This is a genomic window from Nocardia brasiliensis ATCC 700358 (assembly GCF_000250675.2).
GTDB lineage: Bacteria > Actinomycetota > Actinomycetes > Mycobacteriales > Mycobacteriaceae > Nocardia > Nocardia brasiliensis_B.
The window spans coordinates 6,514,757-6,533,013 of the sequence record NC_018681.1 but is presented as its reverse complement, the minus strand read 5'-3'; the positions used below and the strand labels follow the sequence as shown (position 1 = coordinate 6,533,013).

The window sequence follows — 18,257 nt, the reverse complement described above, 5'->3', positions numbered from 1 at the left end:
GAGTCTACGGCGTCGCGGCTCCGCGCATCGCACGACGCAGCACGCCGGGATGCTTGAACAGGCCGGGCGCGAGCCGAACGGCGACGGCGGTGAGGGTGAGCCAGGGGCGCAGGTGCGGGCTGAGGCCGCGAATGCGGCCGTCGTCGGCGAGGTCGAGCACCAACGCCTCGGTGAGCCGGAACGGGCCGACGGACGCTTCCGCGAGCAGCACCCGTCGATTCCCGTCGCCGATCTCGTCGGTCCAGCGCAATCCGGAGAGGCCGCCGTACGCCGCGGTAAGCAGCACGCGCAGGTCGTCTTTGCCGCGGAAGACCATGCGTCCGGACAGCGGCGAGGTCAACGCCGCGTCCTCGGTGAGCAGGTCCATCAGGGTGTCGAAATCGGCGGTGGTGGTCGCCGTGCGGAACGCGGCCACGACGTCTGTCGCGGCTGCCTGATCTTGCGCTGTGTCCATGCCGCCAACCTAAACCCAGTCACTTGCAAAAAGCAATGGACTAGACTGACGGGGTGCCCAAAGCTGATCTCTCCGACATGGTGTGCTCGATCGCGCGCACCCTCGACGTGATCGGCGAGCGGTGGACGCCGCTGGTGTTGCGCGACCTGTTCGTCGGGTTGTCCCGATTCGAGGACCTCCGGCGCGACCTCGGCATCGCGTCCAATGTGCTCGCCGCCCGCCTGGCCACGCTGCAAGCGCACGGCATCGTGGAAGCCGTTGAGTATCAGTCGAATCCGGTCCGGCACGAGTACGTGCTCACACCCAAGGGGCGCGAGCTGTACCCGGCGCTGACCATGCTCGTGGCATGGGGGGACGCCTGGCTGGCCGGTCCGGAAGGTCCGCCCGCGCTGGTCGTGCACGAGGACTGCGGCAAGGTGACCGCGGGCGTGGTGGTGTGCCGGGAATGCGGCGCGGAATTGACCGCGGACAACGTCCGATTCGCGCACGGCCCCGGCGCGCACCGCGGGCCGGGGACGATGCTCATCGGCGATCACATGTCGCCGTGACGTCCTCAGTTCACCGAGATCGCCTCTGCGCCAGTGGCTTCGAGCAATTCCGGGAAGGTCGTGCAGAACACGGTGTGCGGGTGTCCCGCCGCGGCCCAGATCTCGTCGTGGGCCGCCAAGGTCTCGTCGATCAACGTCCGGATCGGGGCCGGATGGCCGAGGGGCGCGACACCGCCGATGGCCTGGCCGGTGTGGGCGCGGACGAATTCGGCGGTGGCGCGGGTGAGTTTCGCGAGACCGAGGTGGGCGGCCACCTTGCCGGTGTCGACCCGGTGCGCGCCACTGGTGAGGACCAGCAGCGGCGCCCCCGCCGCGTCGAAGATCAGGCTGTTCGCGATGGCCGCGACCGGGCAGCCGAGCTGCTCGGCGGCGGCGACCGCGGTCGGGGCGGTCTCCGGCAGTACCCGGATCTGCGGGGTGATCCCGGCGGCGCGCAGCGCGGCCTCGACGGCGAGCACGGTCGGTTTCGTGGCGATCTCGTCCATGCCGGGATACTAACCGCGGCCGGCCGCTGACTTTCGCGCCACCGCCGGGTCAGTCGGCGTCGAATTCCAGACGGTCCAGGTGGGCGGGTAGCAGGGCGCGCAGGATCGCGCCGGAGTCACCGAGCTGGCCTGCGGTGCGCACACCGGAGCGTCCGCCGGAAGTGATGTGCGACAACGCTTCTACCGCGATCGGTGCCGTGACCGCGTAGATATCGCGCCCGGCGGCGACCGCGTGGCGGCGCAGCGAACCGGATCGGACCACGACCTCGACCAGGAACTGCTGAGCGGATCGGCCGGATTCGTCGGCGGGTTGGGGCGGTGTGCGATCGGGGGAGGCGAGATCGCGCAGGGGAGCGGCGGTCATATAGGTGTGCAGGGCAGCTGTTTTCAGGTGATACGGGATAGTGACGCTGTCGGCGGTGGTGAAATCGCCGACGACGGTTTGCTTTCCGAACGGCGCGGGAAAGGCCCGCTCCGACACGGGGGCCGCGTCGTCGCGGAGGCCGAATGCCCCGTCGCGGTAGACGAGTCGCTGTCCGTTGCGGCGCCCGCGTGAGGCGACCCCGGCCGCCCTGGTGCCTTTCGTGGGCACCCAGCTGTCGAGGGCGAAGGCGAGTTCGATCTCGTCGGCCGCGGGCAGGTCGGCCATGGCGGCACTGGCGAGGAGATCGCCGAGCCCGCCGTAGAAAGCAATCGCGGGCGCGACCACGATATTCGCCGCGGTGGCGCGATCCTGGTAGGTCGCAACGGTTTTGGCGACCACCTCGACCTCGGCGGCCACGTCGACATAGTGCACGCCCGCGCGCAGGGCGGCCTCGACCACCGCCGGGACCGTGTCGCCGAACGGTCCGGCCGCGTTGATCACGGCCACCGTGCCCGCGAGGGCGCGATCGAGCGCCGCGGGGTCGTCGATGGTCGCGGGCCGAACCTCGAGCCCTGCGTGTGCGCCGGCGAGTTCGCGCAGCCGAACTTCGTCGCGACCGGACAGGATCGGCGTCCAGCCGCGCCGCACCAGTTCGGCGACGAGGAAGCGGCCGGTGTGGCCGTAGGCGCCGAAAACGGCCACGGACGAAGACATGTCGGATCCCCTCGAAATGTGATGGTGTCGAGTGGATTCAACCTCGTCCCGGGTGCCGCGGATTCCCGCCCGGCGGAATTCCGCGAGTGTCCGGCCGCCGCTCAGCCCGCGGCGACGACCTCGATCTCGACGAGCCACTCGCTGACCAGCGTCTGCACCACGATCGCGGTGGTCGGCACCGTGCGGCCGCCCAGCGCCGCGACCCGGGCCGCGGCGTTCGCGTCGGCGTAGGCCGGGTCGCGCAGGTAGCTGGTGAGCCGGACGATGTTGTCGACGGTCATGCCCGCCGAGGCGAGGATGGCACGCAGATTCGACCAGATCAGGTCGAGTTGCTCGGCGAGGGTCGCGCCGGGTTTCCCCTCGGGGTCCAAGCCCATCGTGCCCGAGATGAACAGCAGGCGTTCGGCGCCCCGCACCTCCATCGCGTGCACGTAGTCGTCGGTCGCGGCGTAGACGCCGTCGGTCGGATTGCGCGGTTCGAGCTCCACCCCGCCGATCTTGCCAGGCAACGGGATTCATGGGGATCGCTTGACCGAGATAGTTTTGGTCGCCTACACTAAAACTAGTTCACGAGAGGAAGTGATCACATGGGATACGGAAACTGGGACGACACCGCCTACCGGGCGGCCAAGACCTTCCGTGCCAGCCGGGGGCTCGACGACTTCGGATATACCGCCGAGATGCAGGGCGTGCCCTACGACAGCTGGCAGGCGCACCCGACCCTCGACCCGCTCGGGGTCACGGTGCGGGAATGCCGCGACTCCGCCGACCACGACAACTCGCTGCCCATCGCGGTGCTGTTCGATGTCACCGGCTCGATGGGCCGGGTGCCGCGGATCATGCAGCAGAAGCTCGGGACGCTGCACGGCCTGCTGCAGCGCAAGGGCTACGCGGACGATCCGCAGATCCTGTTCGGCGCCATCGGCGATGCCGACACCGACCGAGTGCCGTTGCAGGTGGGGCAGTTCGAGTCGGACAACCGGATGGACGAGCAACTGCGCGCCATCCTGCTCGAAGGCGGCGGCGGTGGACAGAAGTCCGAAAGTTACGAACTGGCGGCCTATTTCATGGCCACCCACATCGTGACCGACGCCTGGGAGAAGCGGGGCAAGAAGGGCTATCTGTTCCTGATCGGCGACGAGCTGAACAAGCCGAAGCTGGCGTCGCGGCACATCCGCAGCGTGATCGGCGACAGCGTGCGCCGCGACATCTCGGTGGAATCCATCTACCGCGAGCTCGCCGAGCGCTGGCACGTCTACTACATCCTGCCGAATCAGTCGAACTACTACGACGATCCGGAAATCGCCGAACACTGGCGCGGACTGCTCGGCCAGCACTTCATGAAGCTGGACGAGCCCGCCGCGGTCTGCGAACTCATCGCGCTGACCATCGGAGTGGCGGAGAACCGCGTCGACGTGGACGCCGGTCTGGCGGATCTGCGGGACGTCGGCTCGGCGGCCGAGGCAGCCTCGGTCGGCAAGGCGCTGGCGGCCACCGGACCGCGGATGCGGGCGCTGCCCAGTGGACGTCGCTGAAGCCGGGCGCTCCGGCGTGGAATAGACAGGAGCCGAGCATGTTTCGGTCACACATCGTTGTTGTCGACCTGGGGTTCGGGGACGCGGGGAAGGGCGCGACGGTCGACTGGTTGTGCTCGGCCGAGGCGGGGCTCGACGTGGCGGCCGTGGTGCGGTTCAACGGGGGAGCGCAGGCGGCGCACAACGTGATCGCCGAAGGGCGGCACCACACCTTCGCCCAGTTCGGATCCGGCACGTTCTCCGGTGTGCCGACCTTGCTGTCCCGGCACATGCTCGTCGAACCGATCGCGCTGGCCGGCGAGGCCGAACAGCTCGCCGTGCTGGGCGTGCGAGACCCGTTGTCGCTGTTGCGCATCGACGGGCGAGCCCGGCTCACCACACCGATCCATATCGCCGCGAACCGTGCGCGCGAGGACGCGAGGGGTTCCTCGCGGCACGGTTCCTGCGGGCGGGGTATCGGCGAGACGGCGGCGTACGCGCTCGCGTACGCGGCGCCGACCGTAGCGGATTGCCTGCGCCCCAAGGTGCTTCGGGAGAAGCTCGCGAGTCTCGCCGCGCACTACGGTGCGTTGATCGCGAGCAGCGAACACCGGTACGAGCCGATCGATGATCTGGTCGAGATGTATCGGGAGTTCGCCGCGGCCGTCCGCATCGTCGGCGGCGAGCAACTGGCCGGGTTCGCGCGCCGCGGCCGGCTCGTCTTCGAAGGGGCCCAGGGGGTGCTGCTCGACGAATGGCGCGGCTTTCACCCGCACACCACCTGGTCCACCGTAGAACCCCGCAACGCCCGCGCGCTGCTCGCCGAGATCGGCGCGACCTGCGACGTACTCGGGGTCACCCGCACGTACCTGACCAGACACGGTGCGGGTCCGTTTCCCACCGAGGATGCCGCGCTAGACCTGCCGGAACGGCACAACACCACCGGCCGCTACCAGGGGGAGTTCCGGCGCGGACACCTGGACCCGATCCTGCTGCGCTACGCCATCGCGGTATGCGGGGGCATCGATGCCCTGGCCGTGACCCACCTGGACGCTCCGGGAACCCGTTATGCGGCAACGGGATACCGCACCGACCGCGGCATCCGCACCGAACTGCCGCCCGGCGACTGGCAAGACCTCGACCACCAGCAACGGTTGACCGACCTCCTGACCACCGCCGATCCAGTGCTCACCGAGCTCCCCGCCGACGTAGTGCCCTGGTTGGAACGACAGCTGGGCACCCCGGTAGCCCTCACCTCCGACGGCCCCACCCGCGCCCACCGCACCGCGGCTCTCGCCGCTGCGGCGTGATAGGGCGTGGACTCACAAGGCGCTCGTACGGTCACAGGGACTACAGCCCCTGTGAACCGTGCGAACGTTCTGTGAAACCCGTTGAGGTACACCAGCGCCCGCTCGATGCGCGCCGATGTCCGGGGCAAACAGCCCCCGGAGGCCGAACACAACCGGAGGGCCACGCTGAGGCGAGACCATCCGGCGTGCGCCCACAGCCGGGTGCCAGGAGCGCTGAGCAGGCCGCTCCATACCAAGCGACAGATAGGTGCCCCGGAGCGGTTCCCGCACTCCTTTCGTGTTCGCGCACCCGCTGTGCCATGCCGTAGCGGGTGCGCGAACACGGAAGTGGTGCGTCTGCTCAGAGGGGCGGAAGCGGCCCCGGTGACGCCGACATGATGTGCCGCGTGGGGTGGAGGGGCTGGGGTGGGGCAGGATTGGGTGGCGTGGAGCAGTCTGTGGTTTCGGTGGACGTGGTGACGTTGCGGTTCTGGGGTGACGACGCCGCGGTGCGCTTGGGGGTGGCGTCGCGGGCGCTGGATCCGTTCGCCGGTGAGCTGGCGTTGCCGGGCGTGCTGCTCGGCCGGGGGGAGCGGTTGGCGGCGGCCGCGCGCCGGGCCGTGCACACGAAACTCGGTGTACCGCAGGCGGCGGTCGGTGCGGTCGGTCAGTTGGTGACCTTCGACGAACCGAATCGTGATCCCCGCGGGCCGACCCTCTCGATCGCCATGTGGGCCGTGGTCGGGCCGCACGAGGGCCCCGCGCACTGGGTCGAGTTCGACGGAGTGCCCGAACTGGCCTTCGACCACAACCGGATCGTCGAGGCCGCCCGCGGACTGCTCGCCGGCCTCCTGTGGAAGGACCTGCCCTTCACCCGCGCCCTGATCGGCGACGAGTTCCCGGCCACCCGCGCCGTCGAAGCCACCACCGCCCTGGCCGGCACCCGCCCCGACCCCGCCAACCTCAACCGCACCCTCGCCACCCTCCCCGGCCTGGCCCGCACCACCGAACGCCGCCGCGTCAAAGCCACCGGCCGCCCCGCCGCCATCTGGGCCTTCGACCCCAAACCGCCTGCGGAGTAAGCCACATCAGCCCCCGCTCAGGGCAAGTTGCATAGTGGCGCAGGGCCGCCCGAGTGTTCGCCCACGTCCGGAGGCGTGGCTGGAGACCGAGCGGCCGGTGCGCCGTGTTCGCCACTGGTGTGCGGTGCGCAGGACCGGTTGCCTGGTGGCGCAGGGCCGCTCGATTGTCCGTCCGGGAGGCGTGGCCGGAGACCGAGCGGCCGGTGCGCCGTGTTCGCCACTGGCGTGCGGTTCGCGGGGCCAGTTGCCTGCTGGCGCAGGGTTGCCCGATTGTCCGCCGCCGTCCGCGCGTTCAGCGGGGACTGAGCTGCGTGTGGGTAGGGATGCCATCGCGGGCGTGTGGCTCGCGATCCGACCCGCATAGGCGGTTGGCTGCGGCAGGTCGCCGCCGTAGGGGCGGGCCCGGGCAGCATTTGCACCACTTCTGTGGGTTCGCACCCGGTCTGGCCGCCCAGAGGGGGCTGATCCCTGGAAGCGGTGCGCTTGGTCGTGGCTGGCGCGCGGGGTTCGGGGGCGCGCCGGGGTGTCAGCTTTCCAGGGCGAGGTGTGGGGTGAGGGTGTAAACGGCGTAGGGGCGGCCCAGGACGGGGTAGGAGACGTTGCGGACCGGGATACCGCCTGGGGTGCAACCGATTTCGGTGCCCGCGTGGGCGTGGCCGTGCACCGCCAGGGTGGCTCTGCCTGCGTCGACGGCCCGGCCGAGGTCGGCGCAGCCGAGGCCGGGGTAGATCTTGGGCGGCTCGCCGGCCAGGGTGTCGAGGGTCGGCGCGAAATGCATGAGGGCGACGCGGATTTCGGTGTCCAGGGTGTCGAGGGCCTGCTGTAGCCGCAGCGCGTCCAGCGGGCCGCGGCGCATCCGTTCGCGGTGCTCCACGGTGCCGGTGTCCGGGCTGCCGGGGTGATCGGGGAAGCCGCCGCTGCCGCCCATGACGCCCGCGATGCCGAGCCGAAAACCGTTCAGCTCGAGGGTGATCGCGGTCCCGTCGAGCATATGCACGCCGGCCGCGGTGAGCTGGGCGGCGATGCGATAGCCGAGCCGCCGGTCGTGATCGTGGTTGCCGAGCACCGCGACGACCGGCACCGGCAGGTCGGCGATTTCGGCGCAGAGCAGGTCGGTCTCGGCGAGCGTGCCGCCGTCGGTGAGATCGCCCGCGAGCAGCAGGACGTCGGCCTGCTCGGCCAAGCGGCGGAACGCGGGACGAAAACGTCCGGCGACGGCGGGACGCAGATGGGTGTCCGCGACGGCCGCGACCCGCACCCCGGGCCGCGCGGAATCGGCTGGCATGGCGTCAGCCAGCCACACCGGTGCCGGGGTGTCAACCGAAATCCGGCGTTCACCCACCCGCTACCCGCACGTGAGCTTGTCGAATAGCTTTCGGCTATGAAAAGTTCAGCCCGTGTTCAGCGAGGCAACGGGCACTGCCGCGAGCGATGAAGCATCAATGAACACTGCTCGCGGAGGCTATCCGCGCGGCCGGTGCGCCCCGCATGGTTCGGGGTATGCGCCTCGTTGCCAAGGCCCTCGCCGTCGCCGCCGCGACCGTGCTGCCACTGACCGTGGTCGCCGGTGCGGCGCAGGCGGACACCCGCGTGGACAAGGTCGTCGTGATCGGGCTGGACGGCCTGATGTTCGACAAAGTACAGCAGGTAAAGGCTCCGAATCTGTTGCGGCTCAGCGCCGAAGGGCTGCTCAGCCGTTCCTCGATCGCCCCGCACATCACCATCTCCGGCCCGTCCTGGGCGTCGGTGCTGACGGGGGTGTGGGACCGCAAGCACGGTATCGAGGACAACAACTTCACCGCCGCGCCGTTCGCGGCCTACCCGACGGTGTTCACGCAGCTCGAACGGGCCGATCCGGCGCGCAAGACCCAGTCCATCGCCACCTGGGATCAGATCGCGACCATGACGGGCAGCGGCGATCCGCGCGCCGACGTGGTCGTCTCCACCCCGCCGGTCCCGGACGACCCGGACGAGGCGAAGACCGACGCGGCCACCGCCACGGCCGTGGTCACCGCCGTCACCAAGTTCGCGCCCGACTTCCTTTTCACGCACCTGGACCAGGTCGATCACGCCGGTCACCAGGACGGCGGCGCGTCCGACGAGTATCTCGACGCCGTCCGGCGCATCGACGCGCAGGTGGGCCGGATCGCCGCCGCGGTGGACGCGCGGGCGCTGGCCAATCCGGGGGAGCGCTGGACCATCCTGGTCACCGCGGATCACGGGCACACCCCGAAGGGCGGGCACGGCGGTCAATCCGCGGACGAGACAACGAATTTCGTCATCGCCCGGGGCCCGGACTTCGCCGCGGGCAGCACCACCTCGCGGTTCACCCTGGTCGACATCACCCCCACGGTGGTCGATCTGCTGGGCGTCGCGGCGAGTCCGGATTTCGACGGCCGGTCGATGATCACCCGCGCGCCCACCGACGTGGCCACGATCCGTTAGCGATCATTCCGGCGACAAACGCCGCCGCGCGACGCCTGATATGTCACGCTTTCCCGTACGCCTCGGAGTCCTCGGCGAATCTCGTGTCCCCCCGGCCCGAGACCCCATACCGCACCCCCGTCGTCGCGCGCCGGACAGCACTGCGCCGTCGGGACTAAAGTTGGTGGTCTGGGCGGTTGCAGCGGTCGGATAGGGTGGTCCGATCGAGGCACGCGGCGCGAACGACAGGCCCGGAGGCGGCAGCCTGCGTAACTACGGAGGGTCCGTGCGCGCCGCCGGTGGGCACTGAGAGGTGGTGGCATGACTCAGCACTTGGGCGAGGCGAATGTCGAGCAATCGGCAGGAGCCCCGCAGTCGAACGGTGCCGCCACCGGGGGAGAACCGCCTAAACCGGGTACCCCTGCCCGGCAGGCCGGCGCGACCGCGGCGGTGCCGACCTCGGCCTCGCGCCGGGTGCGCGCCAGGCTCGCCCGCCGGATGACCGGTCAGCGCGGTATCGCCGCGGTGAAGCCGGTGCTGGAGCCGCTGGCCAGCGTGCATCGTGAGCTGTACCCGAAGGCCAACCTGACGCTGTTGCAGCGCGCCTTCGACGTGGCCGACGAGCGGCACAAGCATCAGTTCCGCAAATCCGGCGACCCTTACATCACGCATCCGCTCGCGGTGGCCAACATCCTGGCCGAGCTGGGCATGGACACCACCACGTTGGTGGCCGCGCTGCTACACGACACCGTCGAGGACACCGGCTACTCGCTCGAGCAGTTGACCCTGGACTTCGGTCCCGAGGTCGCGCACCTGGTGGACGGCGTCACCAAGCTGGACAAGGTCAATCTCGGCGCGGCCGCCGAGGCCGAGACGATCCGCAAGATGATCATCGCGATGGCGCGCGATCCGCGCGTGCTGGTGATCAAGGTGGCCGACCGGCTGCACAACATGCGCACCATGCGCTTCCTGCCGCCGGAGAAGCAGGCGAAGAAGGCCAAGGAAACGCTCGAAGTCATTGCCCCGCTTGCCCATCGCCTCGGTATGGCGACGGTCAAGTGGGAGCTGGAGGACCTCGCGTTTGCCATCCTGCACCCGAAGAAGTACGACGAGATCGTGCGTCTGGTCGCCGACCGGGCGCCCTCGCGCGACACCTACCTGGCCAAGGTGCGCGCCGAGATCGTCAACACCCTCGCGGCCTCCCGGATCAACGCGATCGTCGAGGGCCGCCCGAAGCACTACTGGTCGATCTATCAGAAGATGATCGTCAAGGGTAAGGACTTCGACGACATCCACGACCTGGTCGGCATCCGCATCCTCTGCGACGAGGTGCGTGACTGCTACGCCGCGGTCGGCGTGGTGCACTCGCTGTGGCAGCCGATGGCGGGCCGGTTCAAGGACTACATCGCCCAGCCACGCTACGGCGTCTACCAGTCGCTGCACACCACCGTCGTCGGCCCGGACGGCAAGCCGTTGGAGGTGCAGATCCGCACCCAGGACATGCACCGCACCGCGGAGTTCGGCATCGCCGCGCACTGGCGCTACAAGGAGACCCGCGGCAAGCACTCCAACGACAGCACCGAAGTCGACGACATGGCGTGGATGCGTCAGCTGCTGGACTGGCAGCGGGAGGCGGCCGACCCGGCCGAGTTCCTGGAGTCGCTGCGTTTCGACCTGAAGTCGCCGGAGATCTTCGTGTTCACCCCGAAGGGCGACGTCATCACGCTGCCGCAGAAGTCGACCCCGGTCGATTTCGCGTACGCGGTGCACACCGAGGTCGGGCACAAGTGCATCGGCGCCCGGGTGAACGGCAGGCTGGTCGCGCTGGAACGGCAGCTGGAGAACGGCGAGGTCGTCGAGGTGTTCACCTCGAAGGCACAGAACGCCGGGCCGAGCCGGGACTGGCAGAACTTCGTGGTCTCCCCGCGCGCCAAGGCCAAGATCCGGCAGTGGTTCGCCAAGGAGCGCCGCGAGGAGGCCCTGGAGAACGGCAAGGAGCAGATCTCCAAGGAGGTCCGCCGGGTCGGTCTGCCGCTGCAGCGGCTGATGAGCGTCGACGCGATGACCGCGGTCGCGCACGAACTGCACTACACCGATATCTCCACGTTGTACACCGCGGTCGGTGAGCACCAGGTCTCCGCGCATCACGTGGTGCAGCGCCTGATGGCGCAGCTGGGCGGCATCGGTGACGTGGAGAACGAGCTGGCCGAGCGGTCGACACCGTCGACCACCCCGGCGCGGCAGCGGACCACCGGCGACGCGGGCGTGCTGATTCCCGGTGCGCCGGGCACGGTGGCCAAGCTGGCCAAATGCTGTACACCGGTGCCGGGCGACGAGATCATGGGCTTCGTGACGCGCGGTGGCGCGGTCAGCGTGCACCGCACCGACTGCACCAACGCCGGATCGCTGCAGGATCAGGCCGAACGCATCATCGAGGTGGCCTGGGCGCCGTCGCCGTCCTCGGTGTTCCTGGTGGCCATCCAGATCGAGGCGCTGGATCGCACCCGGTTGCTCTCCGACGTGACGAAGGTGCTCGCCGACGAGAAGGTGAACATCCTGTCCGCGTCGGTGGCTACGCACGGCGACCGGGTGGCGATCAGCAAGTTCACCTTCGAGATGGGCGATCCGAAGCATCTGGGCCATCTGCTGAACGTGGTCCGCAATGTCGAGGGTGTCTACGACGTCTACCGCGTTACCTCCGCCGCCTGATATCCGGGTTGCTGGTCAGCTCCCCTTGACGTGTCATTCGCTTTGGCATCGGCAACATTTGGGCAATCCATTTGCCGCCCCGGTGGTTTCTGTCCGAATGCCGGCGCCCTCGCTCGGCCGGAAGTTGGCGTCGCGGTGGGCATTTCGCGTCGCGGGTGGGTCGCCGACCAGTTGCTCTCGTTTTCGGACCATCGGAAAGTTGCCGGAAGGTTATTGACGGCACGCCGGAATGTGTCAGAGCACTTTCGGCAGTTCATGCAAACTTTTCGGCGATGCCACAGCAATAGCCGGAATCTGTTACGGTCTATTGCGTTTCATGGCGTTGATGATAGCTGCGGCAACACGGATTGATTGCGGATCGCTATGACTAACTATTCGGCAGGTGTCACGGGGGTGCTGACAGCACTCGCCGTGACTGTGGCTACCGCGGGAATCGCCGTAGCCGATCCGCCGAAACCCGCGGGCCCGTCGACGAACATCGCGCTCAGCGCTTGTCCGGCACTGTACGCCTTGGGAATTCAAGGTACCGGCGAATCCTCGCCGGACGCCGCGCCGTCCACCGATACCGGAATGCTGTCCACCGTCTTCCGGCCGATGCTGGCCAAGGCGGCGGACGCGGGTCTGGTGGACCGCGCCTATGTGCCCTACGAATCCAGTTTCGGCGGCGCGACCGCCGGTGCCGCGGTGCCGTACTCGGAATCGGTCACCGGCGGCTTGGTCCGGCTGCGGACGATGGCCAAGAACGTCGCCGACCGGTGTGCCGACACTCGATTCGCGGTGGTCGGCTATTCGCAGGGCGCGCACGTCGCTTCGGTCTTCGCCCAGGAAATCGGGCAGGGGAACGGGGTGCTGCCCGCCGACAAGGTCGCCGCGGTGGCTCTGTTCGGCGACCCGACCCGCAACGCGGGCGCTCCGCTGTTCCCCGGTTCGCCGGGCAAGGCGACGCCCGATCCCGCGCCGGGCACCGCGGGCGACCAGTTGGCTGAACTCGCCGCGCTGCCGCTGACGCCGGCCACCGGCGGCGGCATCGGCCCGGACCGGGACCGGGCGGCCAATTTCGGGGCGCTCACGGGCCGCGTGGCGAGTTTCTGCGCTGCGGGCGACCTGGCGTGTGACGCACCGCAGGGCGCGCCGATCTTGAAGGCGGTCACCAACGTCGTGGGGCAGTCCAAGCTCAGCGGCGGCGACCCGATCACCTCGCTGGTCTCTATCGCCCAGGCGCTGGCGTACACCTCGATCAAGACCGCGACCAAGGTGGTCAACGAGGACGTGCAGGGCAATTCGCTCGCCACGCTGTCGCTCTCGCCCAAGAAGTCGATCTCCGAGCGGCTCGCCGACGCCGCCGACCCGCGGACCCCGCTGGACCTGCCCGCGGCGCTGCAGGCGCTGCTGAAGGTCGGCACGATCGGGTTGAACGCGGTCGTCACGGTGGTGAAGTCGGTGCTCAACCCGGCCGCCATCAGCGAGCTGGCCACCGCCGGACTGGCCAATCCACCGGCCGCGCTGCTTTCGCTCGGTACCAAACTCGCCGGTGCGCTGACTCAGCTCGTGCCGCCGACCACGGGTGTTCGATTGGTGAACCAGGCCTTCGACGCGGTCGTGCAGAACATCACCGACAACAGCGAATTACTCAATACCACCACCTGGGTGCGATATTGGGACACTGTGCAGCGCCATCACGCGTACAACACCGCGACGGTCGCCGCGAACGGTGACACACCCACGACATTCGTGGCCGATTGGTTGGCCGCGATCGCCCGCGATATCGCTGGTGCATTCGGCGCGAACGGCAGTCCACGCGGTGGCGCAGATAAGCCACCGACGGGATTCTTCGGCGAGCAATCCGGCGCGTCGACTACGCCGAATTCGTCCGGTACGGGACAATTTCCGTTCGGGACAGGAGCCGATGGCGCCTCATCCGGCGGCGCGACGTCGATTCCGCCCACCGATCGACCCGGCACCGCCAACACCTACCCGTTCTCCACGAACTGATCGCCGAGAGGGTCCGACGATGCTGCATCATGCGTCTCGCTCAGCGGGAATGGGGGAATGTTGAAGTCGTACAAAGATCTGTCGCGGTGGTACGGCGCACTGGAGCCGGAAACCGCCCCGGTGCACCGGGACGAGACGGACGCGGTACAGCTCGACGACGACGGCCCGGCCCGGTACCCGCACTACATCCGCGACGAGCCCGCGCCCGAGGTGCCCGCCGAACTCGCCGCCCAGCGCAGCGAATTCACCGGCGGCTGGTCGGATTGGGTGGGGCGTGCGCCCGGCCCGGACGACGACTACACCCCGCGCGACGCCGACCTGGTGCGCTTCCCGTGGCCCGACGAGGACGACTACGGCCACTTCGACGAGCCGCGCCGGCGCCCTTCCGGTGCGTTGCGCGCGCAGGCGCGGGCACGTGGGTCGCGCCGAACCCGGGTGTTCGTGGTGCTGGTCATCGCGGTGCTGCTGCTCGGCGCGGCGGCCGCGGGCGTGCTGTTCCTGCTCAATTCGGCGAGCCATCGGGCCGCGCCCAGGACGCCGACGCCGGCCGCCTCGGTGCAGTTCACCGCGGGCAGTGTGCAGGCGGGCGTGAGCACCGACAGCTTGCTCAGCCGGTCGCAGGCGGGCGTGTCCACCCACCGCCCGAACGGCGCCTGCCCCACCGAACACGCGGCAACCATCGTGCGCGGCGCCGAAAAGGGCAGCACCGCAACGGGTCCCGACGCCATCATGGCGTTCCAGTACGCCTATTACGTCGAGCGGTCCGGCGAACGGGCCAGGCAGGCGGTCGCCGACGACGCGACCGTGTCACCCGCCGCGACCATCCAACGCGGCATCGATACGATCCCCGCCGGAACCACCCACTGCGTGCGGATCGTGACCATCGCGGACAACCGGTACTCGGTGGAGGTCACCGAGTACCGCCCCGGCGGCGTGCCCGCCACGTACAACAAGCAGACGGTCACCACCGCGGTGATCGACGGCCGCACCCTGATCACGGGTATCGCGGCCGGGTAGAGGAGAGCAGGAAGCGATGGGAGAGGACTGGAGCCGCTGGCTCGACGAGACACCCGAAGCGGGTGAATCGTCGGGCAAGCCTGGGCGCTCCAAGGCTCCGGTGGTGCGATTGCGACGCGGCAAGGGCGGTGGTTCCGGCGCGGAACAACCGTTACAACGGCCGATCCTGGTGGTCGGCGGCTGCGGCGGCGCGGGCACCACGACGACGGCGCTCGGCATCGCCGGTGAGCTCGGTATGGCGGGCACCCCCACGGTCGCGGTGGACGCGACGCAGGCGGGCAGCGACCTCGCGCTGCGCGGCGCGGACGAGCACCTGCACCCGATCAGCCTGCAGTCCTGGCTATACGGCCGCGGCGACGACGAACCCGCCCCACTGAAGGAATGCCTGTCCCGGGCCACCTCGGGCATCGGCCTGCTGTGGCGGGACTCGGCGCCGCTGCGCCGGCGTGCGACCTACCTCACGGTGGCGCGCGCGGTGTACGACTCGGGGCACACCGCGGTGTACGACGGCGGCAGCCCGATTGCCGGACGACAGCTGCGACCACTGCTCGATGACGCGGATGTCGCTCTGGTACTTGCCATTCCGGCGCGCGCCGACGCCGCGAACCGGCTCCGGGTCACCCTGGAATGGTTGGACGACCAGTTCGGGGACTCTTCGGAGGGGCAGGGCGGCGGCATCGTCGGCGACACCACCATCGTCATCTCGCATCAGCATCCCGGCACTGAATCACGCGTTGCCGAGCATTTGCGTGAGCATCTGTCCGGCTGGGTGCGCGATATCCGCGAGATTCCCTATGATCCGCACCTGGCCAGAGGCGAGCTGGTCCGCCACGCCTCGTTGGCCATCGAGACGCGCCGGGCTTATGGGCGCCTGCTCGCCGGGGTGGCATCATGACCGCCGCCATGAGTTTTCGACGTCAACAACCAGAATCCGCGCCCGTGGGTGTCGTCGCCCCGCCGGAGTCGCGGCGCGCCCCGATCTGGGACCGTCCGGTGCCCGGGATCGGGCGCGCACCGCTGGTCTGGCTGCTCGGTGTGCACGGCGGTGCGGGCGCCAGCAGCCTCGCGCATGTGCTCGCGCCCGCGGCGGATTCGAGCCGGCGCTGGCCCGGCGTCTTCGATCGCGAGTCCCCCTTCGTCGTGCTGGTGGCCAGGGAGACCATCTCCGGGCTCACCCGCGCGCACGACCTACTGCGCCAACATCATTCGGGTTTCGCGGGTTCCTGCGAGGTACTCGGGCTGATCACCGTCGCGGCCCGGCCCGGCCGGCTGCCCGCCGAGATCCGCCGCTACCGCGACGTGGTCGGTTCGCTGGCCGGCCAGTTGTGGCAGGTCCCGTGGTATGAGGAGTGGACGCTGGTAGAACCGGAGAAGTTGCCGGTGTGGACGCCGGGCGACCCGATGCCACCGAAGAAGCGCAAGATCGACCCGCTGGAGGAGGTACCGCTCGATGTCCGAGAGCTCGGCGCCGACATCGTCGCGGCGGCACGCACGGCACTGGAGGAGGCGGAACTCGACGATCCGGCGCGGAACCGGGGCGGCCGCAAGCCGCCCGATCAGTGACCTCACGCATGGAATCGGCGACGACCCAACTACTTTCGAGAAAGGCACCCGATGAGCACGATTCTCCTCGCCGTGCAGGAGACGTACGGCACCGTCCTTGCGCAGGTCGGTAATCCGACCCCCGAGGCGCCTCCGGGCTCGGAGAAGATCCTGCAGCTGGTGCGCTACCTGACCTGGTTCGTGTTGCTCTCCGGCATCTGCGGAATCACCTACGCGGGTGGCAAATTCGCGTGGGAGAAGTGGACCGGTGGCGGGCTGGAGTCGCCGAAGATGGTGGCGGGAGCCATGATCGGCGGCGTCGTCGCGACCAGCGCGGGCACCATCATGAACGCCGTCATCGGAACCTGATGTCCGCGATGGGAACCGTGCGCGCGTCGGCAGTCGAGCTGCTGGCCTACAAGCAGATGCCCTCCGAGGTGCTGCAACCGCTGATGCAGCTGCTGAACTGGCTGCTCTGGTTCGTCCTGCTGGTGTGCCTGGCGTGGATGATCGTCTCGGCGGGTCGGCTGTGGATCGCGTTTCGCAGCGATCTGGCGATGAACGACGCCTCGCACGGGGTGCTGATGAGTCTGCTCGGAGCGACGGTGGCCAGCACAGCGTCGGGGATCGCCTTGGCGTTCCTGCCGACGTGAGCGAGCGCAGGGGGACCACGGCGGGGGCCTTCGGCGCCGCGCTGCTGCTCGCCACGGTGGGCTGCGGTGGCGGTGACGAGCAGACCGGACCCGACCTGTCCGCGCCGCCCACCGGCGTGCGCTGGCAGCCGTTCCAGGGCGTGGCGTTGCCGCATACCGATCAGGGGCCCGAGTCGGTCGCCGACGGCGCCGCAACGGGTTTCGAGCATTCGCCGCGCGGTGCGGGCGTCGCCGCGATCACCCACGCGGTGCGGCTCGCGGTGGCCGCCGACAGCCAATGGGCGAAAGTCGCGGCGCGCGAACTCGTTCCGGGCCCGGCCAAGGACGAGTGGGCGATCAACCGGTTCCAGCTCTCGATCACCGGCCCGGCCGCACCCGAATACGCGCCGAGAGTGCTGGGCTACAAGATCACCGGTTACACCGACGAACGCAGCACCGTCGATGTGCACACCGAATACTCCGACAGTTCCAAGGCGGTGAACCACACCACCGTCGAATGGTTCGGCCAGGACTGGCGCTTACGCCTGCCCGATCCGGGCACCATGGCTAGACCGATCGATCCGATCGACGTATTACCCACCGACACCGTGAAATTGGAGGCACCGCAGTCATGAGTGAGAAGGAGTCGTACGCGCGCGATCGCGTCTCCTTCGGTGCCGTCGCGTCCGCCGCCGTGCTGGCGCTCATCGTGATCGTGGGAATCATCGTGTATGTCAGCCGCGACGACGGCGGCGCGGCGGCGACCGGCCCCGCGGCCGCGGAATCGGCCGGCGGCTCGGGCTTCGGCAACCCCGAGGTCGACATCCTCGGCAGGCGCGTCGATGTGCCGAACAACGCTGCGGGCCAGATACTTCCGCAGGATCCGACCCGCCAGCGCAAGCCGGACGACGGCGACTGGCTGACCGCGGCGCCCGAGGGCACCACCGCCCCGCACGGCTGGCAGCGGGTCTACGGCGCGTCGGTGCCGTTCTCCACCTCCGACGGGCCGACGCGCATCGAAGACAATCTGGCCGTGGGCTATTCGCACACGCCGCAGGGCGCGGTGCTGGCGGCGGCGCAGATCACCTACCGGCTCAACGCGAGACCGGCCTTCCGGGACCTGTACGTGCGGCAGGTGCGGGTCTCGGCGGCCCAGATCGCGGCCTACGACCGGGCGCTCGCGGCGGACAAGCTGCCCGAGCAGCAGCCGGAGAAGGTGACCAAGTACTTCGTCGCCTCGGATGCGTTCAAGGTGGACGACTACGCCGACGATCTGGCCATCGTCCGGCTCGCCACGCGCGGGCCGGTGGTGGACGGCAAACAACTGTGGGCGGCGGTCCGCCTGGTCATGGTCTGGGACGCCGGCGACTGGCGGCTCAAGCCCTCGACGTCCAACACCCCGCAGACCGAGTACGTCGAATCGCTCGGCGGGTGGACGAAATGGTGAGCACGGTGAGAAAGGCGCGGGAAACACTTGACGGCCGACCAGCG

The 18,257-nt window shown here is 69.3% G+C and carries 19 protein-coding genes; 14 read left to right on the top strand and 5 right to left on the bottom strand.

The annotated features are described in order from the left end of the window. Positions 1–4: 4 nt before the first annotated feature. Positions 5–454, bottom strand: a complete 450-nt coding sequence (locus tag O3I_RS28845; protein ID WP_014986543.1) for a nuclear transport factor 2 family protein — start codon at positions 452–454, stop codon at positions 5–7. 53 nt (positions 455–507) lie between these two features. Between O3I_RS28845 and O3I_RS28840 the strand changes: the two genes are divergently transcribed. Further along, on the top strand, positions 508–1,002 hold the full coding sequence (locus O3I_RS28840; protein ID WP_237748146.1) for a winged helix-turn-helix transcriptional regulator: 495 nt from the start codon (positions 508–510) through the stop codon (positions 1,000–1,002). Between the two features lie 5 nt (positions 1,003–1,007). Here O3I_RS28840 and O3I_RS28835 read toward each other — a convergent pair whose 3' ends face one another. The 3 genes from O3I_RS28835 to O3I_RS28825 all read right to left on the bottom strand — a co-directional run bounded on the left by O3I_RS28835 (position 1,008) and on the right by O3I_RS28825 (position 3,053). Continuing rightward, positions 1,008–1,487 (bottom strand): YbaK/EbsC family protein, encoded by a 480-nt coding sequence (locus tag O3I_RS28835; RefSeq protein WP_014986541.1) that lies wholly within the window; start codon positions 1,485–1,487, stop codon positions 1,008–1,010. A 49-nt stretch (positions 1,488–1,536) separates the two neighbouring features. Further along, the gene (locus O3I_RS28830; RefSeq protein WP_014986540.1) at positions 1,537–2,565 is read right to left on the bottom strand and encodes a saccharopine dehydrogenase NADP-binding domain-containing protein; all 1,029 of its coding nucleotides are present in this window, start codon (positions 2,563–2,565) and stop codon (positions 1,537–1,539) included. A 101-nt stretch (positions 2,566–2,666) separates the two neighbouring features. Beyond that, a complete protein-coding gene (locus O3I_RS28825; RefSeq protein ID WP_014986539.1) occupies positions 2,667–3,053 on the bottom strand; it encodes a RidA family protein in 387 nt (128 codons plus the stop codon). A gap of 99 nt (positions 3,054–3,152) precedes the next feature. Between O3I_RS28825 and O3I_RS28820 the strand changes: the two genes are divergently transcribed. The 3 genes from O3I_RS28820 to O3I_RS28810 all read left to right on the top strand — a co-directional run bounded on the left by O3I_RS28820 (position 3,153) and on the right by O3I_RS28810 (position 6,450). Continuing rightward, a complete protein-coding gene (locus O3I_RS28820) occupies positions 3,153–4,100 on the top strand; it encodes a hypothetical protein (RefSeq protein WP_014986538.1) in 948 nt (315 codons plus the stop codon). A gap of 38 nt (positions 4,101–4,138) precedes the next feature. Next, positions 4,139–5,389 carry an adenylosuccinate synthetase gene (locus tag O3I_RS28815; protein ID WP_014986537.1) on the top strand — a complete coding sequence of 417 codons (1,251 nt, stop codon included), beginning with the start codon at positions 4,139–4,141 and terminating at the stop codon, positions 5,387–5,389. Positions 5,390–5,814: 425 nt separating this feature from the next. After that, entirely contained in the window at positions 5,815–6,450 is a 636-nt protein-coding gene (locus tag O3I_RS28810; RefSeq protein WP_014986536.1) for an NUDIX hydrolase, read from the top strand. 526 nt (positions 6,451–6,976) lie between these two features. On the opposite strand, the gene O3I_RS28805 is transcribed toward O3I_RS28810, so the two are convergent. After that, positions 6,977–7,735 carry a metallophosphoesterase family protein gene (locus tag O3I_RS28805; RefSeq protein WP_041564504.1) on the bottom strand — a complete coding sequence of 253 codons (759 nt, stop codon included), beginning with the start codon at positions 7,733–7,735 and terminating at the stop codon, positions 6,977–6,979. A gap of 215 nt (positions 7,736–7,950) precedes the next feature. On the opposite strand from O3I_RS28805, the gene O3I_RS28800 reads away from it, so the two are divergent. The 10 genes from O3I_RS28800 to O3I_RS28755 all read left to right on the top strand — a co-directional run bounded on the left by O3I_RS28800 (position 7,951) and on the right by O3I_RS28755 (position 18,213). Beyond that, the gene (locus tag O3I_RS28800) at positions 7,951–8,895 is read left to right on the top strand and encodes an alkaline phosphatase family protein (protein ID WP_014986534.1); all 945 of its coding nucleotides are present in this window, start codon (positions 7,951–7,953) and stop codon (positions 8,893–8,895) included. Between the two features lie 300 nt (positions 8,896–9,195). After that, entirely contained in the window at positions 9,196–11,583 is a 2,388-nt protein-coding gene (locus O3I_RS28795; protein WP_014986533.1) for a RelA/SpoT family protein, read from the top strand. Between the two features lie 363 nt (positions 11,584–11,946). Then, positions 11,947–13,575, top strand: a complete 1,629-nt coding sequence (locus O3I_RS28790) for a cutinase family protein (protein WP_041562938.1) — start codon at positions 11,947–11,949, stop codon at positions 13,573–13,575. 57 nt (positions 13,576–13,632) lie between these two features. Further along, a complete protein-coding gene (locus O3I_RS28785) occupies positions 13,633–14,592 on the top strand; it encodes a hypothetical protein (protein ID WP_014986531.1) in 960 nt (319 codons plus the stop codon). 16 nt (positions 14,593–14,608) lie between these two features. Next, positions 14,609–15,487: a MinD/ParA family ATP-binding protein gene (locus O3I_RS28780; RefSeq protein ID WP_014986530.1), complete on the top strand. Its 879-nt coding sequence runs from the start codon at positions 14,609–14,611 to the stop codon at positions 15,485–15,487. After that, positions 15,484–16,155 carry a DUF6668 family protein gene (locus O3I_RS28775; protein WP_051066780.1) on the top strand — a complete coding sequence of 224 codons (672 nt, stop codon included), beginning with the start codon at positions 15,484–15,486 and terminating at the stop codon, positions 16,153–16,155. Before O3I_RS28780 ends, O3I_RS28775 begins: the two co-directional genes overlap by 4 nt. Before the next feature lie 51 nt (positions 16,156–16,206). Next, entirely contained in the window at positions 16,207–16,503 is a 297-nt protein-coding gene (locus tag O3I_RS28770; RefSeq protein WP_014986528.1) for a hypothetical protein, read from the top strand. After that, on the top strand, positions 16,503–16,787 hold the full coding sequence (locus O3I_RS28765; protein ID WP_014986527.1) for a hypothetical protein: 285 nt from the start codon (positions 16,503–16,505) through the stop codon (positions 16,785–16,787). The genes O3I_RS28770 and O3I_RS28765 overlap by 1 nt, the downstream gene beginning before the upstream one ends. Continuing rightward, on the top strand, positions 16,784–17,401 hold the full coding sequence (locus O3I_RS28760) for a hypothetical protein (protein ID WP_014986526.1): 618 nt from the start codon (positions 16,784–16,786) through the stop codon (positions 17,399–17,401). The genes O3I_RS28765 and O3I_RS28760 overlap by 4 nt, the downstream gene beginning before the upstream one ends. Beyond that, on the top strand, positions 17,398–18,213 hold the full coding sequence (locus O3I_RS28755; RefSeq protein ID WP_014986525.1) for a hypothetical protein: 816 nt from the start codon (positions 17,398–17,400) through the stop codon (positions 18,211–18,213). The genes O3I_RS28760 and O3I_RS28755 overlap by 4 nt, the downstream gene beginning before the upstream one ends. Positions 18,214–18,257: the final 44 nt, after the last annotated feature.